This is a genomic window from Hyphomicrobium sp. 2TAF46 (assembly GCF_052114865.1).
Taxonomy (GTDB): domain Bacteria; phylum Pseudomonadota; class Alphaproteobacteria; order Rhizobiales; family Hyphomicrobiaceae; genus Hyphomicrobium_B.
Window position 1 is genome coordinate 774,660 of sequence record NZ_JBFRFO010000001.1, and the last position, 23,491, is coordinate 798,150.

The following is a 23,491-nucleotide window of genomic DNA, read 5'->3' on the forward strand; positions in this document are numbered from 1 at the left end:
GGCCTGCTTGCGACTGTCGTCGTGAAGGACGACTAGAAAGGTCGTAGTTGCCAAAAGCCGCGTCGGAAGCGCTAAAGAAATCACCGGACATTCAACTGAGGACTCCGGTGATGACAGCAAAGCACTACGTTGGACTTGATGTATCCGCCCGTTCCGTGAACTTGTGCGTGGTCGACGACGAGGGTCGCGTGGCGCACGAGCGCAAGCTGAACGTCGACCCTGACGCCATCTCAGCGCATCTTCTTGGTCTCGATCTGCATCTCGCCCGCATCGGCCTCGAGGCCGGAATGCTCTCGCAGCATCTGTTTGCGGGATTGGCGGCAGCGGGACTTCCCGTTGTTTGCGTCGAGACCCGTCATATGAAGGCGGCGCTCTCCGCACAGCTCAATAAGACCGATCGTCACGACGCCCGCGGCATCGCCCAAATGATGCGCGTCGGTCTATTCAAGCCGGTGCACGTCAAGACGCCGACCAGCCAGCGGCTACGCACAATCCTGACGGCGCGCCAGTTGCTGAGAAACAAGCTCCAGGATGTCGAGAACGAGATCCGGGGTCTCATCCGCAACTTCGGCTACCATCTCGGCAAGGTCACAGCACGCGAGTTCGAATCGCGAGTCCGCGAATTGCTCAGCGAGAGCGATCTGCATGTCATCGCCGATCCGTTGCTCAATGCACGTCGGGTTCTTCGCGAGGAGTTCGGCCGCTTGGATAATCTGTTGGTCCGGCTTGCACGTGATGATGCACTCTCGCGCCGTCTCATGACCGTTCCCGGCGTCGGCCCGGTGGTCGCACTGACCTTCCGCGCCACTGTCGACGTGCCAGCACGATTCACTCGATCGCGAGACGTGGGCGCGCATTTCGGCCTAACGCCACGAAAGTACCAATCGGGTGAAGTTGACCGCACCGGTCGCATCTCCAAGTGGGGCGATGCCATGATGCGAAGCGCGCTCTACGAGGCAGCACAGGTTCTCCTCACGCGCGTCAAACGCTGGTCTGCGCTCAAGGCGTGGGCCGCTCACGTCTCGCGGCGCCGCGGGCACAAGAAAGCAATCGTCGCCCTCGCGCGCCGCATTGGTGTCGTCCTACATCGCATGTGGGTCGATGGTACGGAGTTCGACTGGGGCACGCCGCCTGCGGCGGCTACGGCCTGAACGATCTCGCGCCGGGCGCAGGCCGGGTGCGAAGGGCTCCCCGCGAGGGGACGAGGGACGGCGAGTTCGCAAATACGACTTGGCCGCGTCGGTCCTACCAACGCGATGCCGCATTTTAGATTGTTCCGCCGCTCCTCTGACCCCATCCTGTGGCGGCTTTGTGCCGACCACGAAGAGAAGCATGATCCTCACGGGTATGCCTATCAGCCTTCGCCGTCCGGTTGGACGAGCTCGATATGGCTGACGCCCAGGGCTTGGGCCAGCTCGAAAAGGGTGATCACGGTCGGATTGCGCCGCCCGCGCTCCAGACTGCTGAGGTATTGTTGACTGAACCCAGAACGCGCTTCGACCTCCTCCTGGGTCAGGCCCTTCTCCCGACGCAGACGGGCGAAGTTCCGGCCGACCAATTTGCGCATATCCATGCGCAGGAGGATCGTGATTTACATACTTTGAGTTTATCAACTATAGTATGTAAATGACGATTGGATATGGGATTGGACCGTGTTAGCGGCCTGATCCGAATAGAGAAGTCGTAGTTCTGGCGTGCACGTTCGTGTCGGTGGGAGGTGATCATGCATGATCACCGCCCGACAGTCGCGGGCCGCACGCGCGCTGCTCGGTTGGAACCAGGAGACGCTCGCTGACAAGGCCCAGGTTTCTTTGACCGCGCTCAAACGCCTCGAATCCGTCAACGGTCTCGAGGTGTTTGAAAGCACGCGCGATCAGGTCCGTCGGGCCCTGGAACGAAGCGGCATCGTCCTCCTCACCTCCGACCAGGGTGAAGGAGTCATGCTTGTCCGTGCGAAGATCGGCTCAGCAACTTGAGGTGCGCCGGACCTGCGGTGATGCCGCGCGTTCATCGGGTGATGCCCCCCATCGCCCCTCGCATGTCGCAGAATTGTGGATATGGTTAACCGCTGATTCAGCGGCGCTCATCACGGCGGGGGGAACGCATGACCCAGCAAGAGTTTCTTGACCAGCCGCCGGAGAGCCCGGCGCTGACACCCTACGACCGTACGCACGTGAAGCTCTATTTGCGCCTGCTCGACGCCGACACCGATGGGGCCGATTGGCGGGAGGCGGTCGCATTGCTGTTCGGCATCGATCCGGACCGCGAGCCCGAACGAGCCCAACGCGTTCACCACAGCCACCTGGCGCGCGCGCGCTGGATGACCGAGCACGGCTATCGCCAGCTCGTCCGTGAAGGCCACCACTGAGCGCGATGCCGCCGCGGCATCACCCATTGCCGACGCGCTGACTTCCCGCGCCTCGCTCAACCGTGGATCGTCTCTTCCCCGTCCCGCACGCGTGCGACCAGGAGGATACCGATGACGCCCGACACGTCCGGGTGGCGCACTTCACCCGGCTACGATTTCCTCGACCAACTCATTGCCCCGGACCTCGCCTGGGAATGTCTGCGCCGCAACCGCGATTATCAACGCGATTACGCTGACACCGAGCGGCCCGCCCCCGACCTGCAGATCATCACCGAGGGAGTGCGCCTGCGATGGGGGTTGCGATTTCCCCGTCCCACCGATCCTCAATGCCACAGAGACGACGGTGTTCTGGGCGCCGGAGATTGATCCAGGCAGCGTCATTGTCACAACGGTTCCACCGATCCCGGGTTTGGATGGAGGATCGCTTTCTGGCCGCGAGCTAGGCGACTTCCATGCAGGCGTCGACGGGCTCAGCTTGGTTTACGGACGCGGACCGAAAGCCGTCCGCCTCCTTCTTGTCGACGCTGCCCTTCCCACCCAGCCCCTCGCGGCGCTCGTCCCCCTCGGCGCGGACGGCCTCGACCGGATCGAAGCTGTGACGCGACTCTGGCGCGCCCTCAACAAACGGTCCGTGCCGCCGGACGGCCGCCTCACCGCCCAGCAGCGACGCCGGCTGCGTTATATGCTGCAAGCGGTTGACGGGCACATGAACGGCGCAAGTTATCGCGAGATCGCCGCCGCGATCTACGGTGCGTCGCGGGTCGGCGCGGCCGCATGGAAGACCTCCGCCCTCCGAGATAGCACCATCGACCTCGTCAAGGACGGCGCCGCGCTGATCGCCGGCGGCTATCGCAAGCTGCTGCGCAGCCGACGCCGTACCTGAGGCTGCGCACCAAAAGGGGTGCGATTTAAGCCCACCCATCTTCGCCATCCCCCCGCGCGACAACTCTTCGCCACCGTGGCCTTCGCTCGCCGCTGCTCGCCAGCGGCCTCAACGAACGACCCGGAGGCTCGATCATGTCCGCCAACGCAGCCGGCTTGCCGCCGCGCTATCTCCGCACACCCGAAGCCGCGCGATTTCTCGGTCTGTCCGGCCGCACCCTGGAAAAGCACCGGACCTACGGCACCGGCCCCGCCTACCGCAAGCTCGGCGGCCGTGTCGTTTACGCGGTCGACGACCTGCAGGCCTGGGCCGATCGCGGCGCCGTCACCTCCACGTCCGACCCGCGCGGGAGCGTCCTCCCCGCCAAGCGCCATGAACCCGCGGCGTTGGTCCGCGCCAGTCGTCAGGCCCGCTGAAACATCCCCGGATGTCGCCGCCTCGTCCACGCCACGAACGCGAGCAGCTCGATCTCTTCCGGGCGCTGCCCGGCGACCTCGCACCCAGGGATACCCAAGACCTCATGGCCTATCCGTTCTTCTCGCTCGCCAAGTCGAAGCGCCTGGCGCCGATCAACTTCAAGGCGGGCCCCGTTGTCATCCGGGTCGAAGCCGTGCCGGAGCACGGCATGGCAACCATCTGGGACGCCGACGTGCTGATCTGGGCCGCGAGCCAGATCGTCGAGGCGCGCGACACCGGCTTGCGGCCGTCACGGCTGATGGGCACGACGCCCTACGGGATCTTGAACTTCATCGGTCGCGGCGTGTCTCTGCGCGACTATGACCGGCTGAAGGCGGCCCTCGACCGGCTGCAGTCGACCACGATCGCAACTTCGATCCGCCAGCCCAGCGAGCGGCGGATGCACCGCTTCTCCTGGATCAACGAGTGGAAGGAGAAGGCCGACGCGCGCGGGCGGCCCCTCGGCCTCGAACTGATCGTGCCCGACTGGTTCTACGCCGCGGTGCTCGACGACGCGCTCGTGCTGACCATCGACCGCGCCTATTTCGGCCTCACCGGAGGCCTTGAGCGCTGGCTCTACAGGCTCGTCCGCAAGCATGGCGGCCGCCAGGAACACGGCTGGAGCTTCGACTTCGCGCACCTCCACGCCAAGTCGGGCAGCCTCTCGCCGCTCAAGCACTTCGCCTACGACCTGCGCGACATCGTCCGCCGTCAGCCGCTGCCCGGCTATCGCCTACGCATCGAGCCGTGCGCCGACGGCCCCGAAATCCTGTCCTTCGTCGCAACCGATCCCGACGCGCTCGGGATGCCGCGGCGCCACCGTCGGCCGACAACGCGCCTTGGGGATAAGCTGTGAATCGTCTCGTGCTATTGGGGACCGCCCCTATCGTGCCATCGGGGACCCGATCCTCGTGCTATCGGGGACCGGAATCGTCGATTCCAGTCTTCGGTTCAGTAGCTTGCGGCCCCCGTAACTTATCTAACCTAGATTCCTTCGGAATCTTTCTAACGCGACCGCGGTTTTGCACGCCTGCGGATAACCGGCAGGCCCTGCTCCGGGGCGCGTCATGATCGTCGCGCTCCTCAATCAGAAGGGCGGCGTGGGCAAGACAACGCTCGCTCTGCATCTCGCCGGCGAGTGGGCGCGCCAGGGTCGGCGCGTCACCCTGATTGACGCTGACCCGCAAGGCTCCGCGCTCGATTGGTCGCAGCAGCGCGCCCGTGAGCGCTTGCCGCGCCTGTTCGGCGTCGTCGGCCTGGCGCGAGACACGCTCCACCGTGAAGCGCCCGAGCTGGCGCAGGACGCCGATCACATCGTCATCGACGGCCCGCCGCGCGTCGCCGGGCTGATGCGATCGGCCTTGCTCGCCGCCGATCTGATCCTGATCCCGGTGCAACCATCGCCGTTCGACGGCTGGGCGTCCGCCGAGATGCTGTCGCTGCTCGGCGAGGCGCGCATCTACCGCCCGCAGCTCGCCGCACGCTTCGTGCTCAACCGCTGCGCCGCGCGCACCGTCATCGCCCGCGACACCGCCGAGACGCTCGCCGACCACGATCCGCCGCTGCTGGCTTCCACCATCGGCCAGCGCGTCGCCTTCGCCGACACCGCTCAATCCGGACGGCTCGTCTCGGAGGTCGACGGGCAAAGCCGAGCGGCGCGCGAGATCACCGCCCTCTGCGCCGAAATCGGGAGGATCACATGGTGACCGAGCGGTCGTCGAAGCGTGCCTTCGCCAAGCGTCCCGCTGATCCGGACAGCTGGATCAAGGCCTGCGACCCGCAACGGCCGCGAAGCGGCGATGCCGCCGCCTTCACGGCCCGGCTAACCATCGACGTCACGCCGGAGCTGCGCGGACGGATCAAGATCGCCGCGTTCCAGCGTGCGCAAACCGTCGCCGACATGCTGCGCGCGCTGCTCGCGCGTGAGTATCCCGAGAACCAAGGAGGTGATCAATGATCGCCCCCGACGCCAGCCCCGCGAGGCGCGACAAGAGCTCCGCCGACGCCGCATCCGACCCGCTCACCCACGTCGAGCTGACCTGGCTCGAGAAGCGGCAGGAGGACTGGATCCGGTTCGGCCGGCAGGCGCGTGAACAGATTCTCGATCGCCGCCGACGGGTCGTCAGCTTCCCACCCGGAAGCACGTTTGCCTTGGTCCGGTGGGCGGCCAACGACTTCGGCACGATCCTCTCCAACATCGCCATTGGGCGCGCGGTGGAGCACGCCGAGGCCTTTCAGACGCTGCCATCGGTGCGTCCTGGCGCGGACATCCTGCTGACGGTGGATGGATGGCCAAAGGTCGAGCGCGTGCTGCAGACCATCGACGCCGTCGAGCACCGCGGCCTCGATCCCGCCGACGCCGCGCCGGATTACTGGCGACATGTCCACAACCGGCTGGCCGCCGGTTTGGAGCCGCGGACCTATACGTCCGCGCGCCACCTGGCGTTCCGCCTGCGCCGGAGCGTCGCACCATGACCCGTCTCGGCTATGTCATGACAACGGGTCTGACCGTTATGTTGATCGGCGGGCTGTCGGTGCTGCCGATCACGCCGAGGCTGATCTGGAATGCCTCCGGCAGCACGCCGATCGGGCTCTATGCGATCGAGCGCTCGCCCCGTCTTGAGGTCACGGACCTCGTGGCCGTGGACGCCCCGGAACCGCTCGCGTCCTTCCTCGCCGGGCGTGGCTATCTGCCCCGCGGCGTGCCACTCCTGAAGCGCGTCGCCGGCCTTCCCGGACAACGGGTTTGCCGCGCCGGCGCGCAGGTCAGCGTCGACGGCGTGCCGATGGGAGACGCGCTGGCGCGCGACCGGCTCGGTCGCGAACTGCCGATCTGGCAGGGCTGCCGCCGTATCGCGGCGGGCGAAATCTTCCTCATGAACTGGTCCGTCGAGGACAGCCTCGACGGCCGCTACTTCGGTCCGCTTCCCACGGGCACGATCATCGGCCGCGCGATGCCGGTGTGGACCGACGAAGACGGCAGCGGCCGTTTCGAATGGCGCGCGCCAACACGATGACCGCGCGCCGATCCTCTCCCCCACCACCAGCAGAAGGAGCCTTTCCATGGCGCTGATCGGTCAATTCACCCGCACCAAGTCCGGCTATTCCGGCCACATCCGAACGCTCACGCTGGATGCTGCACTCGTCCTCCTCCCGGCCGATCCGTCCGACGCCGAGAATGCGCCGGACTTCCGCATCCATCTCGGCGATGAGGACGGCCCGGAGGTCGGCGCTGCGTGGAAACGCACCGGCGAGAAGGCCGGCGACTACGTCTCGCTGCTGCTCGACGATCCCACGCTCGCCCGTCCGATGCGCGCCAACCTGTTCCAGTCGGGCGACGACATATCGGCTTGGGGCCTGAACTGGAGCCGTCCGCCCAAGCGCAACGAGCAGGACTGAGCCGATGTGGAGGTTTCGCCGCTCGCTTGAGCCATCCACCGACACCGGGCGGTTACACGCCGCCCGGCGTCTCTCACCGCTTCTCCTTTCCGGTCTGCTAATCCAGCTCGGCCCGCCCGCAGCCGCACTCGGCCAGACGCCGCAGATCGTCCGCTCGGTTCCAGCCGATCCGTTCGCCGCCTTCGTCACCGAAGCGGCGCAGCGCTTCGGCGTTCCGGAGAGCTGGCTCCGCGCCGTCATGCGTGTCGAAAGCGCCGGCGAGGTGCGCGCGATCTCTCCTGCGGGCGCGATGGGATTGATGCAGATCATGCCCGCGACATGGGCCGATTTGCGCACCCGTCACGGGCTCGGGAACGACCCCTATGATCCCCGCGAGAACATCCTGGCGGGGGCCGCCTATCTGCGCGAGATGCACGACCGCTACGGCTCGCCCGGCTTCCTCGCGGCCTACAATGCGGGTCCCGGCCGCTACGACGAATACCTGGCGAGCGGCCGAGCCTTGCCGGCTGAAACGCGGGCCTATGTGGCGGCGCTCGCGCCCGTCATTGGCGGCGGAGAGATCGCCGGCCCCGCCATAGTGGCGGCCGCCGATCCACTCGCATGGACGCGGGCGCCGCTGTTCATCGCGCACAGCGGCAGCACGACAGCTGCCGATCCGGCGCAAACTGAACGCCGTTCGGGCGAGGCTCCGCTGCCCGCTCCAGTGCAGGAAACGCTAGCGATGGCGCCGCAGTCCACCGGCCTGTTCGTCGCACGACCCGATAGTCGAGGCCCGCGATGACCGCACCAAGCCGATATCGCAGTCTAGCGTGCCCCGGCGTCTTCTGGCGACCTTCGGGAGGAGAAGCAGGCAACACAACCGCACGATGGCAGGATAAAGGGGCGCGATGTGCGCTTCGGGTCGGTCGTGCTTTTTCAGGGACTTATGCGGCAAATTCGCGATGTGCGCATGAGAGGCGCAGCCTGCGACTTCGGTATTTTCCTCGGCAGATCAGCGCGATCGCGCGATGTGCGAACTGGGCACAATGAGCGGCGAGGACGAGTTCCGCATCCGGCCGGGCCGCATCCGCTCGACCAGCGCGCACCGGGCGCGACCCTTCATCGCCCAGGCGCTGGCCGCCGCCCAGCGCGCAGGCGGATCGGTCTCACGCAAGGGCGCGATCGGACCCGGCCATCGCTCGCGCTTCGGCCGCGGCCAGCGCGCCTCGGTCCAGGCCAATCGCTTCATCACCGCCCGGTCGCGCGGCGCCGTGATCAAGGCGCGCGTCGTGCGCCACACGGGACGAGGCGCGCCGCTCGCCACCCACTTGAGCTATCTGCGCCGCGAAGGCGTCACCCGGGATGGAGAGAAGGCCCGGCTGTTCGGCCCCGAAATCGACGACGCCGATCCCAAGGCCTTCTCGGCACGGTGCGAGGAGGACCGCCATCATTTCCGCTTCATCGTCTCGCCCGACGACGCCGTCGAGATGTCCGACCTCAAAGGCTTTACTCGCGAGCTCGTCGGCCAGATGGAGAAGGATCTCGGGACCGGGCTCGACTGGGTCGGCGTCGCGCACTGGAATACCGAACATCCGCACGTCCACCTGATCCTCCGCGGCGTGCGCGACGACGGCGAAAATCTTGTCATCGCGCGGGACTACATCAAGGAAGGCATGCGCGATCGCGCGCGCGACCTGATCACCCAGGAGCTCGGCGTCCGGACCGATCAGGAGATCCGCCGCACGCTCGAACGCCAGATCGAAGCAGAGCGCTGGACCAATCTCGATCGCCAGCTCGCCCGCGACACCTACCGGACCGGCGTCATCGACCTCGCACCGCATCCAGACCGCCAGCCCGATGAATTCCATGCCCTCAAGGTCGGACGGCTGCGCAAGCTGGAGTCACTGGGACTCGCCGACCAGATCGGCCCCGGCCAGTGGTCGGTATCAGAGAAGGCCGAGGCGACGCTGCGCGAGCTCGGCGAGCGCGGCGACATCATCAAGCGCATCCATCGTGGGCTTTCGGAGCGCGGCATCGAGCGCGGCACGGCGAGCTACGTGTTGGCCGGCGAGAGCCTCGACGATCCCGTCGTCGGCCGGCTGGTCGCCCGCGGCCTCGACGACGAGCTGAAGGGCACAGCCTTCGCCGTGATCGACGGCGTCGATGGCCGCACGCACCACGTCAGACTCGCCGACCTCGACGCCGCCGGCGACAGTGCGCCGGGCTCGATCGTCGAACTCCGCAAATTCGACGACGCGCGGGGTCAGCGACGGGTCGCGTTGGCGGTCCGCTCGGACCTGGCGATCGAACAACAGATTACCGCGAGCGGCGCCACCTGGCTGGACCGGCAGGCGATCGCGCGCGAGCCGGTCGCGCTCGGCGGTGCCGGTTTCGGCGCGGAGGTTCGCCACGCGATGGACGCACGCGCCGAACATTTGATCGGGCAAGGTCTTGCCGAACGCCAGGCTCGCGGCGTCAGCTTCCGACCCGGGCTGATCGAGACGCTCCGCCAGCGTGAGTTGAACGCCCTCGCGAAACAGTTGACGACCGAAATCGGCCGGCCGCTGACCCGCGCCGCGGCCGGCGAGTATGTCGCCGGCAGCTACCGACAGCGCTTCACGCTCGCCTCGGGCCGGTTCGCGATGATCGACGACGGGCTCGGCTTCCAGCTCGTGCCTTGGTCCCCCTCGCTGGAAAGGCAGCTCGGTCAGCATGTTTCCGGCGTCTCGCGCGGCGACGGCGGCGTCGACTGGAGCTTCGGCCGCAAGCGGGGCCTCGGCCTATAGTTGGAGTTGCGTTTTGGAATAGTTTACAGGAAGCCGAGACCCCATCGTTGGACAGGGGGCCAACGTGGCCTGGCCGACGAGCGTGCCCGCCACCTGGATGGCGTCGCTACAGGCTGGCACACTGCCAGCGTTCGACCGCGGTGATGACGTTTCCGCCAAACGTAGGCTTCCGCGTTGACCTTAAAGGCTGAGCTAGACATCGTATTTCGCACCCAAAGGAAGAGTGACATGCCCGTTCCAGAAGGTTTCGCGGTGGTGACGCCGTACATTTTTGTAGATGGAGGCGAGGATTATGTACGCTTCCTCGAGGCCGCATTCGGCGCGCGCGAAATCGGTAGAAGCATCGCTCCCGACGGCCGCATCGCCAATTGCCAGATGAGATTCGAGACCGCGACGATCATGATCAGCGAAGCGTCCGAGGATTTTCCAGCGAGCTCAGCTGCCTTTTACCTTTACGTCGACGATGCCGATGCAGCGATGGACAAAGCATTGGGAGCTGGCGCCGACAAGATCATGGATACGGCCGACATGCCTTATGGAGATCTGCAAGGGGGCATCAGAGATCCCGCAGGCAACATATGGTGGATCTCCCAGCGCCTGAGCAACGGGCCTTATTTCTAGCCTCCGGTTCAATCGGTTCTTGTCGCAAAGGCCGACATTCCGGACTCCACAGGGAGTCAGCTGCTGAGCGCGCCGTTCAAATGCTCACCTTGGGGTTCGCCCGCATAGTCAGTCAGCCGCCCGTCGCCGATATGGCAAAAGCTGCCTATCCGTAGCGTCGCCTTTGGCACGGGCTAGAAGTCCGGCCCCAGGCGATCATCGCGAACCGGCCGATGGCGAGAAATGCCTGCCCCAGCGCAATACGGGGTCAGGTGTCATGCGGGCGCCGGTCTCGGACAATGAAACTTTCTACGCCAAGACCTGTATTCGCGCGCCAAGGTTGCCGGCAATGCGATCCCCGAAAACGCGTCTTGCAATCTGGCCGGCCAAGCACTGACCTCGATGCAGTCACCGTCGAGGAAATCTGCTTGTCTGCCACGAAAATCCTATGGGGTCAGATCCTCACCGTCTTGCTGATCGTGGTCCTGACCACATGGGCGGCGACGCAATGGACGGCTTGGCGGCTCGGCTTCCAGCCGCAGCTCGGCTCACCCTGGTTCGAGCTGTTCGGCTGGCCCATCTACTACCCACCGGCCTTCTTCTGGTGGTGGTATTTCTACGATGCCTATGCGCCGCCGATCTTCGTCGAAGGCGCCTATATCGCCGCATCGGGTGGCTTCATTTCGATAGCGGTCGCGATCGGCATGTCGGTGTGGCGGGCACGCGAGGCCAAGAACGTCGAGACCTACGGCTCGGCGCGATGGGCACGCCCGGACGAGGTGAGGTCCGCCGGGTTACTCGGACCCGATGGCGTAGTGCTCGGCAAGCTCGACCGCGCCTATCTCCGTCATGATGGACCCGAGCATGTGCTCTGCTTTGCTCCGACCCGGTCCGGCAAAGGAGTCGGCCTCGTCGTTCCGTCGCTTCTGACCTGGCCGGGCTCCGCGATCGTCCACGACATCAAGGGTGAGAACTGGCAGCTCACTGCGGGCTTTCGCGCCCGGCACGGCCGGGTGCTGCTGTTCGATCCCACCAATGCGCAGTCGGCCGCTTACAATCCTCTGCTCGAGGTCCGCCGCGGCGAGTGGGAGGTACGCGACGTCCAGAACATCGCCGACATCCTGGTCGATCCGGAAGGGAGCCTGGAGAAACGGAACCATTGGGAGAAGACCAGCCACGCGCTCCTCGTCGGCGCCATCCTCCATGTCCTCTACGCCGAAGCCGACAAGACGCTGGCCGGTGTCGCCGCTTTCCTTTCCGACCCGAAGCGACCGATCGAATCGACACTGGCCGCCATGATGAAGACCGCGCATCTCGGCGAGGCCGGTCCCCACCCGGTCATCGCCAGCGCCGCGCGCGAGCTGCTCAACAAATCGGACAACGAACGGTCAGGCGTGCTCTCTACCGCGATGTCGTTCCTCGGCCTCTACCGCGATCCCGTCGTCGCCGCAGTCACGCGCCGTTGCGACTGGTGCATTACGGATATCATTGGGGGGAAACGACCCACCACGCTTTATCTGGTGGTGCCGCCCTCCGACATCGCGCGCACCAAGCCGCTGATCCGCCTGATCCTCAACCAGGTCGGCCGACGGCTGACCGAGGACCTGCAGGCCAAAGGCGGACGCCACCGGCTGCTCCTGATGCTCGATGAGTTTCCCGCGCTCGGACGCCTGGACTTCTTCGAAAGCGCCTTGGCTTTCATGGCCGGCTACGGCCTGAAGAGCTTCCTGATCGCGCAGTCGCTGAACCAGATCGAGAAGGCTTACGGGCCGAACAACTCGATCCTCGACAACTGCCATGTCCGGGTCAGCTTCGCGACAAACGACGAGCGTACCGCCAAGCGGGTTTCCGATGCGCTCGGAACCGCGACCGAGATGCGCGCGATGAAGAACTATGCCGGGCACCGCCTCTCGCCCTGGCTCGGCCACCTTATGGTCTCGCGCTCGGAGACGGCGCGGCCGCTGCTCACCCCCGGCGAGGTGATGCAGCTCCCACCGGCCGATGAGATCGTCATGGTGGCTGGGACGCCGCCGATCCGCGCAAAAAAGGCGCGCTATTTCGAGGACCGGCGCTTCCAGGAGCGCATCCTGCCACCGCCCTCTTTGGCGAAGTCGCCTGAGGCAAATCCCGACGATTGGAGCGCCTTGCCGTTGCCGCGGTCACCGCAAACCGAACCAGCCGTCGAGCAGGGCGGGACTGACGGTGAGGATCCGACGGGATCGGAGCGCCGCCACCAGCCCGAATTGAGCCACGCCCAAGCGGTCGAGAAGAAGGTCCCGATCGAGAACGAGTTTGCGGCAGATCTCGATGATGACGCCGAAGACGACAGCGCCCGGATCAGCCGGATGAACCGGCTCGTGCAGGGTGTGGCCCGGCAAGTGTCGCTTGATCCCAACGACGGCATGGAGCTGTGAGAGGCGGCGATGGCATCAAGCTCGAAAAAACAGCGCTTGTCCGTCTACCTCGACCGGGAGGTCATGAAGGCGCTGGCGGATTATGCCGCGCGCCGGGATCATTCGCGCTCTCTCGTCGCGGAGGCGGCCATCGCGTCCTTCCTGTCTCCCGACGCCGCCGAGCGGCAGGAGGCGGCCACGACGAAGCGGCTCGATCAACTCGATCGGCGCATGACGCGCATGGAACGCGACCTCGGTATCTCGGTCGAGACACTGGCGGTCTTCGTGCGCTTCTGGCTCACGACCAATCCACCCTTGCCTGAGCCGGCCCAAGCCGCCGCCCGCGCACAGGCCGGCGAGCGCTACGATGCGTTCGTCGCGGCCCTCGGCCGGCGACTCGCCAAGGGGCCGAAGCTGCGACAGGAAATCTCGGAGGACGTTCCTGCAGGCGGCAATTGATCGGTGCCGGGACCACCTCGGCTACGCGACCAGGTTTGCGACGCTCGGGCTCAGGGGGTGAGATTAATGGCCACGTCAAACGCGTCAGGGGGCATCACGCTCTTGAAGTAGAAATCCTCAGCTTCATGCCACTGCCGCTCCCAAGGTCCGATCGCTCCTTCCCGAGCGGCCAACCGCGCCAAGCGCACATCGTCCGGCGCCAAGAGCGCGACGCGCAGATCGAGCAGGTCGGCCAGTTCCGGACGCGCCGCATAGACCCCTTCCAGGATCACGATCGGCCTTGGGCCGATCCACGTCGGCTCATCGCGCAGCCGTCCATCGAAAGCGTCCCAGTCGAAGGCGCGCCAACATGCCTCCCGGCCGGCCGCAAGGCCTTGGAGCACCGATCGTTGTCTCGTCCAATCGATGCAGGCCGCTGCGCGCGCTACGGCGCTATCCGCCCGAAGCTCGATCCCGCCCGCATAAAAGTCGTCGCCCTCGATCACGCAGGCCTCGACCCGCTCGGCGAGCGTCCTCGCCAACGTCGATTTGCCGACACCACTTCTGCCATCAACCGCGACGATCAAGGGCAGCCCCTTACGCTGCGCCGCTTCGGTCATGATCCCGGCCAGCGTGACCTCATCGCTGGCACGCATCATTCGACCACTCCGTTCGCTGATTGCGTCGGGCTGTTCAGCGATCCTCCTTTCAAAGCACCTTCTCCACTTCATCGAGGAGCGCTCTCGTACCTGCTTCCCGGCCGGCGATGTCGCCGTCGAAGTAGGCGCCCTGTTCGGTCAGCTCCAAACGCGTACCGGCGCCATCGGAGTTGAAGCTGATGGTGACGAGCGAAGAGGACAGCGGCGTCCCCTCCAATGTCATGTGGTAGGCGTAGATGAGCGTGTTGCCCTCATCTACGTGCAGCCAGGTCGTGGCGTTCGTGAGGACGAAGTCCGCTCCCCGGGGGCTGAACCGGGTGAACTCAACGGCGCCTGCCACGGTCGGTTCGGCTGGCCGATACTCATGGATGGTCCAGCCGTCGGCGAAGACCAGCCACTTGCGCCGCGCGTCGGCCTGCGCGAACGCCGCGAAAACCTTGGCCGGCAGCGCAGAGTAATTCCGTTCGATGGTGAAGCTTCCGTGCTTGATCGGGTTGCCCGCCATCAGAGCCCTCCGGCCAAGGCTTCGAGCTGGTTGAGGCACGTGCCCCAGCCATCATGGAAGCCCATCTCCTCATGCTTCTGACGGTCTGCGTCTGACTTGTGGCGCACCAGTGCCCGATAGCGGGTGCCGCCTTCCACCGCCTCCATCGTGATGTCGGCGGTCATGAAGGTTTCGGAATTCGGACGGAACTCGGGCCCGACCGCATCGGTCCATACCATACGCTTCCGAGGCTCTGCCAGCAGCACGCAGCCTGGCGTTTCATCCATTTCGGCGCCGTCCGGCGACGCCATCACGACCGAGAAGATTCCCCCGGCGCGGGGGTCGATCGCGACGCGCGCTACCGTCCAAGGTTTCGGTGCGAACCATTGCTTGAGCAGGTCGGGCTCCGTCCACGCGCGCCAGAGCTGGGCGGGTGTGGCCCTGACCGTCCGCTCCAGCACGAGATCGAGTTTGGCATCATGCGTCACTATTTTCTCCTTCACCGGGTAGATTCGCTAGAAATGCATCGAGGCGGTCGAGACGCGCCTCCCAAAGTGACCGCTGCTGGCCCAGCCAGCCTTCGGCGGCTTTCGCCGTTTCAGCCTTGAGCCGACAGGTGCGGATGCGGCCGGCCTTGTCGGATTCAATCCATCCGCCCGCCTCCAGCACCTTCAGGTGCTTGAGGAAGCTCGGCAGCGCCATGTCATGCGGCGCGGCAAGCTCAGAGACAGGCGCGGGGCCGGCTGCCAGCCGGGCGATCACCGCACGGCGGGTGGGATCAGCGAGTCCGTGGAAAATCGAATCAAGGTTAGCCATATGGCTATCTATTGACTTGGCACAGTGCTCGTCAAGATACCTAGCCATATGGAAAGGTGTCTTCCATCCGGCGGAGCGAAGGTCATGATGAAACCAAACGACACGGACGACGTCGTCGCACCAAACCCRTCGAAGCCACCGAGCCTGTCCGGAGGAGAAAAGTGACTGAACGGCTGTCCCTACGTCTGAAGGCAATCCTCGAAGCCCTGCCTCTCTCGCCCTGTATACGCGTGCTCGAGGTGGGATGCGGTCCCGGAGCGCTGACGCGCGCCATGTCGTCGGCGATCGGCAGCGGGTATGTGCTCGGGATCGACCGGTCAGACCGGGCCATCGCGCAGGCGATCGCAGGCTCCAAGGAGCAGGTCGCTGCCGGCCGTCTGTCATTCCGAACGGTGGCGGCCGAGGATTTCGTGATGGGACCCGGCGAGGCGCCGTTCGATCTTGTCGTGGCGGTCCGCGTCGGCGCGCTCGACGGCCGTCATCCCGCGGCCGGCGCTCGCGCCTGGCCGCGAATTCGCGCGGCGCTTGCCCCAAGCGGACGGATCTTCGTCGATGGCGTTGAGATACCTGCGGAGACGCCAAGGTGAGGATCGTGCCCTTCACGATGGATCGTGCCGAAGACGCATTGCGCCTGATGAACCTGCTTCGGCTCACGCCGATCAGCCTGCCCGAGTTCCTGGACCGCGAGGCACGATGGCCGGCGGGCGATCTGCGTCTGCGCTGGCTTGGTTACGACAATGACCGGGCCGTTGCCCTCGGGCAGATCGCCAACTCGCCCTATGCGCTATCTGATCATCTTGCCGTGCAGGTCACTGTCGATCCCGATCATCGCGGCCGGGGGAGAGGCAGCACCATGCTCGGCCTTGTGGAGAGCGAAGCCATCGGGCGCGGTTTTCGGGGGCTTGTCGCCACGATACCTGAGGCAGCATCCGGTCCGCAGGCCTGGGCCGAGGCACGCGGGTTTCAGCGCCACGCGCTGCGTTGCGACAGTCTGCTCGACCTTCGGACCTTCGACGGTCAGTCGGCAGTGCGCGCGGGGGTGACGCTCTCGGACATGACCGGAGCCAGTGAGGCGCAGTGGAAGGCGGTGGCGATGCTGTTGCAGACCCTCATCGCCGATGCGCCCGACATGCGAGACCTCCCGTCATGGACGTTGGCGCGCTGTTTTTCGGTACTGCGCGAGACTCCGGCCTCGCGACCGGAATGGGTCGTTGTTGCCGGGTTTAACGGCAGACCCGTCGGCCTCACCATCGGCCACGCTTTGGGCCAGGAGATCTATTCCTACTTCACTGGCGTGTTGCCCGACTGGCGCGGCAGGCATGTCGGCCTCGCGCTCAAGCTGCGCCTGATCGCTGCGGCGCAAATGTCGGGCATCACGACGATGCGGACAACGAACCTCGACGCCAATACTGCGGCGCTTCGGCTCAACGCCTCGATTGGCTTCCGTCGCGTTCCCGGCAGCCTGGAGGTCCGCAAGGCTTTGTCTGCGGTCGATTTCGCTACCTCGGCGAATCCCCGGTAACATAGCTGGCTGCGAACTCCGCGCTGGCCGGGATCGGCTTGATGATGTCGATCAGCACCCCCGTTGGGGTCGCTAGTGATGAAGTGGCGCTGGCCGAAGTCCTCATCGCGCAAGGACAGGAGCATAGGGATCCCGTCGGCAACAACCTGGCCATGCACGGTGTCAACATCGTCGACTTCGAAATTGAGAAGGATGTCAGTCGCGCGTCCGCGGGCGACGTAAGGTCGCTTGGTACTGCGCGCGATCTATCCGATTCCGACGTATTCGCACCCAATGGCAGACGGTCTTTCTTACAAGCGATCCTGGCCATGCGAGTGCCCAGAAGCTCTCTGCGATATGATCGCGGAAGTGATTGAGTACGGGGTTCGAGAGCTACAGCACATTCGAGATATCTCTTTAGCGCCATTGGACGATCTCCAAAGTTGGGCACGCTGACCGGCGAAGGATCGCAAGCTATTCCGCAGGTCCGCCCTTTACCTGTATTTCTACGCTACGGTTCTACGAACGCATTCCCTTGTTGCCGCGCCCACATTTCTGCCTCTTCTACTCATCCCCGATCCAGGGCCGCTCGTCCGCGGTCCCTTCACGAACGGGGACGACATGGCGGCTTCTCACCAGCGATCCGAGGCGAGCTTACGCGGCGCGCGCATGTTGCGCACCGCGCTCGGCCCCGCCATCGCCGGATTCCTGGAAGACCCCACAGTCGTCGAGGTGATGCTCAACCCCGACGGGCGGCTCTGGATCGACCGCCTGTCCGAGGGGCTGTCTGATACGGGAGAGTGCCTGTCCGCCGCCGACGGCGAGCGTATCGTGCGCCTGGTGGCGCATCACGTCGGCGCCGAGGTTCATGCCGGCGCACCACGCGTCTCAGCCGAGCTGCCCGAAACCGGAGAGCGGTTCGAGGGGCTGTTGCCCCCCGTCGTGGCGGCGCCGGCCTTCGCGATCCGCAAGCCCGCCGTCGCGGTCTTTACGCTGCAGGACTACGTCGCGTCCGCGATCATGTCGGCGGATCAGGCCGACGTCCTTCGTCGCGCCGTGGCCGATCGGCGCAACATCCTCGTGGCCGGCGGCACCTCGACCGGCAAGACCACGCTCACCAACGCCTTGCTCGCCGAGATCTCAAAGACCGCCGACCGCGTCGTCCTGATCGAGGACACGCGCGAGCTGCAATGCGCGGCCCCAAACCTGGTCGCGATGCGCACCAAGGATGGCGTCGCCACCCTCTCTGAGCTGGTCCGCTCGTCGCTGCGCCTGCGACCAGACCGTATCCCCATCGGTGAGGTGCGCGGGTCCGAGGCGCTCGACCTCTTGAAGGCCTGGGGCACCGGCCACCCTGGCGGCGTCGGCACAATCCACGCCGGCACCGCGCTAGGCGCGCTACGCCGCCTCGAGCAGCTCATCCAGGAAGCCGTCGTCACCGTCCCGCGCGCCCTGATCGCCGAGACGATCGATCTGGTCGCGGTGCTGAGCGGCCGCGGGTCCAATCGCCGCCTGGCCGAACTCGCCCGGATCGAGGGCCTCCGTCCCGACGGCGACTACCACGTAACCCCCGCAACCCAGCCCCCCTCAGGAGATCCCGCATGATCCGCCGGTCCTTGGCCCTACGTCGCCGCCTCACAACGGCGGTCAGTCTCGCGCTTTTCAGCGTTGCGTTCGCGCCGGCCGCCCACGCCTCCGGCTCGTCCATGCCGTGGGAGCAACCGCTCAATCAGATCCTGCAGTCCATCGAAGGACCGGTCGCCAAGATCATCGCGGTGATCATCATCATCGTCACCGGCCTGACGCTCGCCTTCGGCGACACGAGCGGCGGCTTCCGCCGGCTGATCCAGATCGTCTTCGGCCTCTCGATCGCCTTCGCGGCATCGAGCTTCTTCCTGTCGTTTTTCTCCTTCGGCGGCGGGGCGCTCGTTTGATGACGGGCCTTGCCGACAGCGCCGGCGAAGTGCCTGGCTTCAGCGTGCCGGTGCACCGCGCCTTGACGGAGCACATCCTGCTTGGCGGCGCGCCGCGCTCGATCGCCATCCTCAATGGCACGCTGGCGGCGGCGCTTGGCCTCGGATTGCGCCTCTGGCTGGTGGGCTTGGGACTCTGGGCGGTCGGGCACCTTGCCGCCGTCTGGGCGGCCAAGCGCGATCCGCAGTTCGTCGATGTGGTGCGCCGCCACCTGCGTATCCCCGGCTTCCTGAACGTCTGAGGCCGACCGCATGATGAACCTTGCCGAGTATCGCCGGACCTCGACCCGCCTCGCCGACTTCCTACCTTGGGCGGCGCTGGTTGGCGAAGGCGTTGTCCTCAACAAGGACGGCAGCTTCCAGCGCACAGCACGCTTCCGCGGGCCCGATCTCGATTCCGCGGTGCCGGCTGAGCTCGTCGCGGTCGCCGGCCGGCTCAACAACGCCTTCCGCCGCCTGGGCTCCGGGTGGGCGATCTTTGTCGAGGCCCAGCGTCACAGCGTCGGCGCCTACCCGGCGAGCCGCTTTCCAGAGCCCGCATCCGCGCTGGTCGACGCCGAGCGCAAAGCCGACTTCGAGGAAGACGCCTCGCATTTCGAGTCGAGCTATTTCCTCACCTTCGTCTTCCTGCCCCCGGCCGAGGACGCCGCACGCGCTGAAAGCTGGCTCTACGAAGGCAAGGCCGAGAAGGGCGTTGACGCCTGGGAGGCGCTGCGCGGCTTCGTCGATCGCACCAACCGCGTGCTCCAGCTCGTCGAGAGCTTCATGCCCGAATGCGCCTGGCTCGATGATGGCGAGACGCTGACCTACCTTCATTCGACCGTCTCTACCAAACGCCACCGCGTGCGCGTGCCCGAGACGCCGATGTATCTCGACGCGCTGCTGGCGGACCAGCCGCTGACCGGCGGCCTCGAGCCGCGGCTCGGCGAGGCGCATCTGCGCGTCCTCACCATCGTCGGCTTTCCAACGGCGACCACGCCCGGCCTGCTCCACGATCTCAACCGCCTCGCCTTCCCCTATCGCTGGTCGACCCGCGCGGTGCTGCTCGACAAAACCGACGCCACCAAGCTGCTGACAAAGATCCGGCGGCAATGGTTCTCCAAGCGCAAGTCGATCGCCGCGATCCTGAAGGAGGTGATGACCAACGAGGCCTCCGTGCTGGTTGACACCGACGCAGCCAACAAGGCGGCGGATGCCGATCTCGCGCTGCAGGAGCTCGGCGCCGATTATGCCGGTCAGGCCTATGTCACGGCGACCGTCGCCGTCTGGGACGCTGATCCACGCGTCGCGGCCGAGAAGCTGCGCCTGGTCGAGAAGGTCATTCAGGGGCGCGACTTCACCGCGATGCCTGAGACGGTCAACGCCGTCGATGCCTGGCTCGGCTCCCTGCCGGGTCATGTCTACGCCAATGTTCGGCAACCGCCGATCTCCACCCTCAATCTCGCCCACATGATTCCCCTGTCAGCGGTGTGGGCGGGGCCGGAACGGGACGAGCATTTCGGTGCGCCCCCCTTGCTGTTCGGCAAGACCGAAGGCTCCACCCCGTTCCGGTTTTCCCTTCACGTCGGCGACGTCGGCCACACCCTGGTGGTTGGCCCGACCGGCGCCGGCAAGTCCGTCCTGCTGGCGCTGATGGCGCTGCAGTTCCGGCGATACCCGGGTTCGCAGGTCTTCGCCTTCGACTTCGGCGGCTCGATCCGTGCGGCTGCGCTTGCTTGTGGCGGTGACTGGCACGACCTCGGCGGCGGCTTGACGGAAGGCGCCACCGACAGCGTGTCGCTGCAGCCGCTCGCCCGCATCCAGGAGGTGCCCGAGCGCGCCTGGGCCGCCGACTGGATCGTCGCCATCCTCATGCGCGAGGGCGTGACCATCTCGCCCGAGGTGAAGGAACATCTCTGGACGGCGTTGACCTCGCTGGCCAGCGCGCCGGTGGGCGAGCGCACGATCACCGGGCTCGCAGTCCTCCTGCAGTCCAACGACCTCAAACAGGCGCTCCGCCCCTACTGCGTCGGCGGCCCCTACGGTCGCCTGCTCGACGCCGAGAGCGAGCATCTGGGTCAAGCGTCCGTCCAGGCGTTCGAGACCGAGGGCCTGATCGGCACCGGCGCGGCGCCAGCGGTGCTCCCCTATCTGTTCCACCGCATCGAGGACCGCCTCGACGGCAGCCCGACCTTGCTGATCGTCGACGAAGGCTGGCTGGCGCTCGATGACGAGGGATTCGCCGGCCAGCTTCGGGAATGGCTGAAGACCTTGAGGAAGAAGAACGCCTCCGTCGTATTCGCCACGCAGTCGCTGTCGGACATCGATGGATCGGCCATCGCGCCCGCCATCATCGAGAGCTGCCAGACCCGGCTGCTCCTGCCGAACGAGCGGGCGATCGAGCCGCAGATCACCGCGATCTACCGGCGCTTCGGCCTCAACGACCGGCAGATCGAGATCCTCGCCCGGGCCATGCCCAAGCGCGACTATTACTGCCAGTCCCGCCGCGGCAACCGGCTGTTCGAGCTCGGCCTCGGCGAGGTCGCGCTGGCGCTATGCGCCGCATCCTCCAAGACCGACCAGGCCGCCATCGAGCGCGTCCTCGCCGAGCACGGCCGCGACGCCTTCCTCGCCGAATGGCTGGGCCTGCGCGGCGTCGGCTGGGCCGCCGACCTGATCCCCGACCTCACCAACCTGGAGACCCGACCATGATCCTTCGTCGCTCGCGCGCGGCCCTTTTGTCCGCCAGCATCTTCGCCGTGCCCGTCGCGTTGTCGCCGGTCCTCACCACCCCGGCCGCTGCGCAGTGGGTGGTCTACGATCCGACCAACTACGCCCAGAACGTCCTTCAGGCGGCGCGCGCGCTGCAGCAGATCAACAACCAGATCACCTCGCTGCAGAACGAAGCGCAATCGCTGATCAATCAAGCGCGCAATCTGGCCAGCCTCCCCTACTCCTCGTTGCAGCAGCTTCAACAGTCCGTGCAGCGGACCCAGCAGCTCCTGAATCAGGCGCAAAACATCGCCTTCGACGTCCAGCAGGTCGACCGCGCCTTCCAGTCGACCTACGGCAACGCCTCACTCTCCGCGTCTGACGCCCAGCTCGTCGCCCAGGCCCGCGAGCGCTGGCAGAACACGGTTGGCGGTTTGCAGGACGCGATGCGGGTGCAGGCGGGCGTCGTCGGCAACATCGACACCAACCGCACGCAGCTGTCCGCGCTGGTTGGCCAGAGCCAGGGCGCTACCGGCGCGTTGCAGGCGGCCCAGGCCGGCAACCAGCTCCTCGCACTCCAGGCCCAACAGCTCGCCGATCTCACCGCCGTCGTCGCCGCCAACGGCCGCGCGCAATCGCTCTCGGAAGCCGAACGCGCGGCGGCTGCCGAACAGGGCCGCGAGCAGCGCCGACGGTTCCTGACCCCCGGCGTCGGCTATCAGCCCGGCAACGCCCGGATGTTCCCAAGCGGGAACTGAGGGCGAGCTTATGGACGGCAAGCTTTTCGCGCGGATCGGGGCCATCGTCTTCGTCGCTGTCGCGGTCACTGCGACGGCGATCGAGATGACCCGGAAAGAGGAAGAACCGGCGGCGGCGTTCGCGCGCGCCGCCGTCGCGGTGGCGGCCGACCCGCTGCGCGCGGAGCTGATCCGGTGCCAGCGCCTCGGCGAAGCCGGTCCCCGCGATCCGGCATGCCTCTCCGCCTGGGCGGAAAGCCGCGAGCGGTTCCTTGCTCCCGGCGCGCGGCCGGGCGTGCGCGCCACCCCGGCCACCGAGGTTCCGCCGACGCCGCCCGACGCGGCCGGAACTCGCTCCATGCCGGATGATCCGATCCGCAAGGAAATGGCGCCGCAGCTGGACGAGGCCCGATAGCATCATGGGCGGCACCGGCGTCATCGATCATTTCCTCGAGATCTTCACCCGCTACATCGACAGCGGCTTCGGCCTCTTGAGTGGCGAGGTCGCGTTTATCGCGACCACGCTGATCGTCATCGACGTAACGCTCGCCGCCCTGTTCTGGAGCTGGGGCGCCGACGACGACATCATGGCGCGCCTGGTCAAGAAGACCCTGTTCGTCGGCGTGTTCGCCTACATCATCGGCAACTGGAACAACCTCGCGCGGATCGTCTTCGAGAGCTTCGCCGGCCTCGGCCTGAAGGCCTCCGGCACCGGTTTCACGACCGCCGATCTGCTGCGCCCCGGCAAGGTCGCGCAGACCGGGCTCGATGCCGGCCGACCGCTGCTCGATTCGATCTCCAGCCTGATGGGCTACTGGTCGTTCTTCGAGAACTTCATCCAGATCGCCTGCATGTTCCTCGCTTGGGCGCTGGTGCTGCTCGCCTTCTTCATCCTCGCCATCCAGCTCTTCGTTACCCTGATCGAATTCAAGCTGACGACTCTCGCCGGCTTCGTGCTCATCCCCTTCGGCCTGTTCGGAAAGAGCGCCTTCATGGCCGAGCGGGTGCTCGGCAACGTCATCTCGTCGGGCATCAAGGTCCTGGTGCTCGCCGTCATCATCGGTATCGGCTCGACACTGTTCTCCGAGTTCACCGCCGGTTTCGGCGGCGCCAATCCGACTATCGATGAGGCCATGGCGATCGTGCTCGCCGCACTGTCGCTGCTCGGACTTGGCATCTTCGGGCCCGGCATCGCCAACGGGCTGGTGTCCGGCGGCCCTCAGCTCGGCGCCGGCGCGGCGGTCGGGACCGGGCTCGCGGCCGGAGGCATGATCGCCGCCGGCGGCGCCGCGGCCGGTCTGGCCGCCGGTGGTGTCGGAGCCGTGGCC

At 66.2% G+C, this 23,491-nt stretch carries 31 protein-coding genes and 1 pseudogene; 26 read left to right on the forward strand and 6 right to left on the reverse strand.

Annotation, left to right across the window (positions count from 1 at the left end):
- Window positions 1–110 precede the first annotated feature (110 nt).
- Entirely contained in the window at window positions 111–1,151 is a 1,041-nt protein-coding gene (locus AB4Z24_RS03635; protein WP_137901430.1) for an IS110 family transposase, read from the forward strand.
- Window positions 1,152–1,354: 203 nt separating this feature from the next.
- Here AB4Z24_RS03635 and AB4Z24_RS03640 read toward each other — a convergent pair whose 3' ends face one another.
- Window positions 1,355–1,573, reverse strand: a complete 219-nt coding sequence (locus tag AB4Z24_RS03640; RefSeq protein WP_137901431.1) for a helix-turn-helix domain-containing protein — start codon at window positions 1,571–1,573, stop codon at window positions 1,355–1,357.
- Window positions 1,574–1,727: 154 nt separating this feature from the next.
- Between AB4Z24_RS03640 and AB4Z24_RS03645 the strand changes: the two genes are divergently transcribed.
- From AB4Z24_RS03645 to AB4Z24_RS03720, 16 genes are all read left to right on the forward strand, one after another.
- The gene (locus AB4Z24_RS03645) at window positions 1,728–1,976 is read left to right on the forward strand and encodes a helix-turn-helix domain-containing protein (protein ID WP_033965369.1); all 249 of its coding nucleotides are present in this window, start codon (window positions 1,728–1,730) and stop codon (window positions 1,974–1,976) included.
- 128 nt (window positions 1,977–2,104) lie between these two features.
- On the forward strand, window positions 2,105–2,368 hold the full coding sequence (locus AB4Z24_RS03650; RefSeq protein WP_137901432.1) for a DNA -binding domain-containing protein: 264 nt from the start codon (window positions 2,105–2,107) through the stop codon (window positions 2,366–2,368).
- 111 nt (window positions 2,369–2,479) lie between these two features.
- Window positions 2,480–2,734, forward strand: a complete 255-nt coding sequence (locus AB4Z24_RS03655) for a transcriptional regulator domain-containing protein (protein ID WP_137901433.1) — start codon at window positions 2,480–2,482, stop codon at window positions 2,732–2,734.
- Window positions 2,712–3,251, forward strand: coding sequence for a DUF2285 domain-containing protein (locus AB4Z24_RS03660; RefSeq protein ID WP_151646748.1), 540 nt, complete (start codon window positions 2,712–2,714; stop codon window positions 3,249–3,251). Before AB4Z24_RS03655 ends, AB4Z24_RS03660 begins: the two co-directional genes overlap by 23 nt.
- Window positions 3,252–3,385: 134 nt before the next feature.
- Window positions 3,386–3,667, forward strand: a complete 282-nt coding sequence (locus tag AB4Z24_RS03665; RefSeq protein WP_137900610.1) for a helix-turn-helix transcriptional regulator — start codon at window positions 3,386–3,388, stop codon at window positions 3,665–3,667.
- An 11-nt stretch (window positions 3,668–3,678) separates the two neighbouring features.
- Entirely contained in the window at window positions 3,679–4,563 is an 885-nt protein-coding gene (locus tag AB4Z24_RS03670) for a replication initiator protein A (RefSeq protein ID WP_137900609.1), read from the forward strand.
- Between the two features lie 211 nt (window positions 4,564–4,774).
- Window positions 4,775–5,413, forward strand: coding sequence for a ParA family partition ATPase (parA, locus tag AB4Z24_RS03675; protein ID WP_137900608.1), 639 nt, complete (start codon window positions 4,775–4,777; stop codon window positions 5,411–5,413).
- Window positions 5,410–5,664: a hypothetical protein gene (locus AB4Z24_RS03680; protein WP_137900620.1), complete on the forward strand. Its 255-nt coding sequence runs from the start codon at window positions 5,410–5,412 to the stop codon at window positions 5,662–5,664. Before parA ends, AB4Z24_RS03680 begins: the two co-directional genes overlap by 4 nt.
- Window positions 5,661–6,182: a DUF2840 domain-containing protein gene (locus AB4Z24_RS03685; protein WP_137900607.1), complete on the forward strand. Its 522-nt coding sequence runs from the start codon at window positions 5,661–5,663 to the stop codon at window positions 6,180–6,182. The genes AB4Z24_RS03680 and AB4Z24_RS03685 overlap by 4 nt, the downstream gene beginning before the upstream one ends.
- A complete protein-coding gene (locus AB4Z24_RS03690; protein ID WP_137900606.1) occupies window positions 6,179–6,724 on the forward strand; it encodes a S26 family signal peptidase in 546 nt (181 codons plus the stop codon). Before AB4Z24_RS03685 ends, AB4Z24_RS03690 begins: the two co-directional genes overlap by 4 nt.
- A gap of 46 nt (window positions 6,725–6,770) precedes the next feature.
- Window positions 6,771–7,106, forward strand: a complete 336-nt coding sequence (locus AB4Z24_RS03695) for a DUF736 domain-containing protein (protein WP_137900605.1) — start codon at window positions 6,771–6,773, stop codon at window positions 7,104–7,106.
- 4 nt (window positions 7,107–7,110) lie between these two features.
- Entirely contained in the window at window positions 7,111–7,887 is a 777-nt protein-coding gene (locus AB4Z24_RS03700) for a lytic transglycosylase domain-containing protein (RefSeq protein ID WP_137900604.1), read from the forward strand.
- 244 nt (window positions 7,888–8,131) lie between these two features.
- Window positions 8,132–9,871, forward strand: a complete 1,740-nt coding sequence (locus tag AB4Z24_RS03705; RefSeq protein WP_137900603.1) for a relaxase/mobilization nuclease domain-containing protein — start codon at window positions 8,132–8,134, stop codon at window positions 9,869–9,871.
- A 174-nt stretch (window positions 9,872–10,045) separates the two neighbouring features.
- Window positions 10,046–10,492 carry a VOC family protein gene (locus tag AB4Z24_RS03710; protein WP_441706023.1) on the forward strand — a complete coding sequence of 149 codons (447 nt, stop codon included), beginning with the start codon at window positions 10,046–10,048 and terminating at the stop codon, window positions 10,490–10,492.
- 407 nt (window positions 10,493–10,899) lie between these two features.
- On the forward strand, window positions 10,900–12,885 hold the full coding sequence (locus AB4Z24_RS03715) for a conjugal transfer protein TraG (RefSeq protein WP_137900601.1): 1,986 nt from the start codon (window positions 10,900–10,902) through the stop codon (window positions 12,883–12,885).
- Window positions 12,886–12,894: 9 nt separating this feature from the next.
- On the forward strand, window positions 12,895–13,323 hold the full coding sequence (locus AB4Z24_RS03720; protein WP_116970689.1) for a CopG family transcriptional regulator: 429 nt from the start codon (window positions 12,895–12,897) through the stop codon (window positions 13,321–13,323).
- Between the two features lie 50 nt (window positions 13,324–13,373).
- Here AB4Z24_RS03720 and AB4Z24_RS03725 read toward each other — a convergent pair whose 3' ends face one another.
- From AB4Z24_RS03725 to AB4Z24_RS03740, 4 genes are read right to left on the reverse strand one after another with little or no spacing between them, the layout of a single operon-like run.
- The gene (locus AB4Z24_RS03725; protein WP_157973342.1) at window positions 13,374–13,961 is read right to left on the reverse strand and encodes a uridine kinase family protein; all 588 of its coding nucleotides are present in this window, start codon (window positions 13,959–13,961) and stop codon (window positions 13,374–13,376) included.
- 49 nt (window positions 13,962–14,010) lie between these two features.
- The gene (locus tag AB4Z24_RS03730) at window positions 14,011–14,466 is read right to left on the reverse strand and encodes an SRPBCC domain-containing protein (protein WP_137900600.1); all 456 of its coding nucleotides are present in this window, start codon (window positions 14,464–14,466) and stop codon (window positions 14,011–14,013) included.
- Window positions 14,466–14,933 (reverse strand): SRPBCC family protein, encoded by a 468-nt coding sequence (locus AB4Z24_RS03735; RefSeq protein ID WP_116970615.1) that lies wholly within the window; start codon window positions 14,931–14,933, stop codon window positions 14,466–14,468. Before AB4Z24_RS03735 ends, AB4Z24_RS03730 begins: the two co-directional genes overlap by 1 nt.
- Complete coding sequence (locus tag AB4Z24_RS03740; protein ID WP_441706026.1) at window positions 14,923–15,309, reverse strand: ArsR/SmtB family transcription factor; 387 nt, start codon at window positions 15,307–15,309, stop codon at window positions 14,923–14,925. The genes AB4Z24_RS03735 and AB4Z24_RS03740 overlap by 11 nt, the downstream gene beginning before the upstream one ends.
- Before the next feature lie 113 nt (window positions 15,310–15,422).
- Between AB4Z24_RS03740 and AB4Z24_RS03745 the strand changes: the two genes are divergently transcribed.
- Window positions 15,423–15,848 (forward strand): SAM-dependent methyltransferase, encoded by a 426-nt coding sequence (locus AB4Z24_RS03745; protein WP_137900599.1) that lies wholly within the window; start codon window positions 15,423–15,425, stop codon window positions 15,846–15,848.
- Window positions 15,845–16,783, forward strand: a complete 939-nt coding sequence (locus AB4Z24_RS03750) for a GNAT family N-acetyltransferase (RefSeq protein ID WP_137900598.1) — start codon at window positions 15,845–15,847, stop codon at window positions 16,781–16,783. Before AB4Z24_RS03745 ends, AB4Z24_RS03750 begins: the two co-directional genes overlap by 4 nt.
- Here the strand turns inward: AB4Z24_RS03750 and AB4Z24_RS03755 are convergent.
- A pseudogene (locus AB4Z24_RS03755) lies at window positions 16,761–17,007 on the reverse strand (VOC family protein); the annotation flags it as partial. The gene AB4Z24_RS03750 and the pseudogene AB4Z24_RS03755 sit on opposite strands and share 23 nt — an antisense overlap.
- A gap of 376 nt (window positions 17,008–17,383) precedes the next feature.
- On the opposite strand from AB4Z24_RS03755, the gene trbB reads away from it, so the two are divergent.
- The 7 genes from trbB to trbL form a co-directional block, all read left to right on the forward strand.
- Window positions 17,384–18,367: a P-type conjugative transfer ATPase TrbB gene (gene trbB, locus AB4Z24_RS03760; protein WP_137900597.1), complete on the forward strand. Its 984-nt coding sequence runs from the start codon at window positions 17,384–17,386 to the stop codon at window positions 18,365–18,367.
- Complete coding sequence (locus tag AB4Z24_RS03765) at window positions 18,364–18,696, forward strand: TrbC/VirB2 family protein (RefSeq protein ID WP_033965391.1); 333 nt, start codon at window positions 18,364–18,366, stop codon at window positions 18,694–18,696. Before trbB ends, AB4Z24_RS03765 begins: the two co-directional genes overlap by 4 nt.
- The gene (locus AB4Z24_RS03770) at window positions 18,696–18,977 is read left to right on the forward strand and encodes a VirB3 family type IV secretion system protein (protein ID WP_065998026.1); all 282 of its coding nucleotides are present in this window, start codon (window positions 18,696–18,698) and stop codon (window positions 18,975–18,977) included. The genes AB4Z24_RS03765 and AB4Z24_RS03770 overlap by 1 nt, the downstream gene beginning before the upstream one ends.
- A 10-nt stretch (window positions 18,978–18,987) precedes the next feature.
- On the forward strand, window positions 18,988–21,426 hold the full coding sequence (gene trbE / locus AB4Z24_RS03775; RefSeq protein WP_137900596.1) for a conjugal transfer protein TrbE: 2,439 nt from the start codon (window positions 18,988–18,990) through the stop codon (window positions 21,424–21,426).
- Entirely contained in the window at window positions 21,423–22,184 is a 762-nt protein-coding gene (gene trbJ, locus AB4Z24_RS03780) for a P-type conjugative transfer protein TrbJ (RefSeq protein WP_137900595.1), read from the forward strand. The genes trbE and trbJ overlap by 4 nt, the downstream gene beginning before the upstream one ends.
- Before the next feature lie 10 nt (window positions 22,185–22,194).
- Entirely contained in the window at window positions 22,195–22,578 is a 384-nt protein-coding gene (trbK-alt, locus tag AB4Z24_RS03785) for a putative entry exclusion protein TrbK-alt (RefSeq protein ID WP_137900594.1), read from the forward strand.
- A 4-nt stretch (window positions 22,579–22,582) separates the two neighbouring features.
- On the forward strand, window positions 22,583–23,491 hold a 909-nt coding region (trbL, locus tag AB4Z24_RS03790; RefSeq protein ID WP_441706030.1), incomplete at its 3' end, for a P-type conjugative transfer protein TrbL.

What these genes read in the sequence shown, in the direction of transcription:
- AB4Z24_RS03640 (WP_137901431.1), bottom strand. Translation starts at nt 1,573, where the DNA reads ATGGATATGCGCAAATTGGTCGGCCGGAACTTCGCCCGTCTGCGTCGG.
- AB4Z24_RS03730 (WP_137900600.1), bottom strand. Translation starts at nt 14,466, where the DNA reads ATGGCGGGCAACCCGATCAAGCACGGAAGCTTCACCATCGAACGGAAT.
- AB4Z24_RS03685 (WP_137900607.1), top strand. Translation starts at nt 5,661, where the DNA reads ATGATCGCCCCCGACGCCAGCCCCGCGAGGCGCGACAAGAGCTCCGCC.
- AB4Z24_RS03655 (WP_137901433.1), top strand. Translation starts at nt 2,480, where the DNA reads ATGACGCCCGACACGTCCGGGTGGCGCACTTCACCCGGCTACGATTTC.
- AB4Z24_RS03690 (WP_137900606.1), top strand. Translation starts at nt 6,179, where the DNA reads ATGACCCGTCTCGGCTATGTCATGACAACGGGTCTGACCGTTATGTTG.
- trbB (WP_137900597.1), top strand. Translation starts at nt 17,384, where the DNA reads ATGGCGGCTTCTCACCAGCGATCCGAGGCGAGCTTACGCGGCGCGCGC.
- AB4Z24_RS03770 (WP_065998026.1), top strand. Translation starts at nt 18,696, where the DNA reads ATGACGGGCCTTGCCGACAGCGCCGGCGAAGTGCCTGGCTTCAGCGTG.
- AB4Z24_RS03740 (WP_441706026.1), bottom strand. Translation starts at nt 15,309, where the DNA reads ATGGCTAGGTATCTTGACGAGCACTGTGCCAAGTCAATAGATAGCCAT.
- trbJ (WP_137900595.1), top strand. Translation starts at nt 21,423, where the DNA reads ATGATCCTTCGTCGCTCGCGCGCGGCCCTTTTGTCCGCCAGCATCTTC.
- AB4Z24_RS03635 (WP_137901430.1), top strand. Translation starts at nt 111, where the DNA reads ATGACAGCAAAGCACTACGTTGGACTTGATGTATCCGCCCGTTCCGTG.
- AB4Z24_RS03645 (WP_033965369.1), top strand. Translation starts at nt 1,728, where the DNA reads ATGATCACCGCCCGACAGTCGCGGGCCGCACGCGCGCTGCTCGGTTGG.
- AB4Z24_RS03650 (WP_137901432.1), top strand. Translation starts at nt 2,105, where the DNA reads ATGACCCAGCAAGAGTTTCTTGACCAGCCGCCGGAGAGCCCGGCGCTG.
- AB4Z24_RS03720 (WP_116970689.1), top strand. Translation starts at nt 12,895, where the DNA reads ATGGCATCAAGCTCGAAAAAACAGCGCTTGTCCGTCTACCTCGACCGG.
- AB4Z24_RS03725 (WP_157973342.1), bottom strand. Translation starts at nt 13,961, where the DNA reads ATGATGCGTGCCAGCGATGAGGTCACGCTGGCCGGGATCATGACCGAA.
- AB4Z24_RS03670 (WP_137900609.1), top strand. Translation starts at nt 3,679, where the DNA reads ATGTCGCCGCCTCGTCCACGCCACGAACGCGAGCAGCTCGATCTCTTC.
- AB4Z24_RS03705 (WP_137900603.1), top strand. Translation starts at nt 8,132, where the DNA reads ATGAGCGGCGAGGACGAGTTCCGCATCCGGCCGGGCCGCATCCGCTCG.
- AB4Z24_RS03665 (WP_137900610.1), top strand. Translation starts at nt 3,386, where the DNA reads ATGTCCGCCAACGCAGCCGGCTTGCCGCCGCGCTATCTCCGCACACCC.
- parA (WP_137900608.1), top strand. Translation starts at nt 4,775, where the DNA reads ATGATCGTCGCGCTCCTCAATCAGAAGGGCGGCGTGGGCAAGACAACG.
- trbE (WP_137900596.1), top strand. Translation starts at nt 18,988, where the DNA reads ATGATGAACCTTGCCGAGTATCGCCGGACCTCGACCCGCCTCGCCGAC.
- AB4Z24_RS03695 (WP_137900605.1), top strand. Translation starts at nt 6,771, where the DNA reads ATGGCGCTGATCGGTCAATTCACCCGCACCAAGTCCGGCTATTCCGGC.
- trbK-alt (WP_137900594.1), top strand. Translation starts at nt 22,195, where the DNA reads ATGGACGGCAAGCTTTTCGCGCGGATCGGGGCCATCGTCTTCGTCGCT.
- AB4Z24_RS03700 (WP_137900604.1), top strand. Translation starts at nt 7,111, where the DNA reads ATGTGGAGGTTTCGCCGCTCGCTTGAGCCATCCACCGACACCGGGCGG.
- AB4Z24_RS03765 (WP_033965391.1), top strand. Translation starts at nt 18,364, where the DNA reads ATGATCCGCCGGTCCTTGGCCCTACGTCGCCGCCTCACAACGGCGGTC.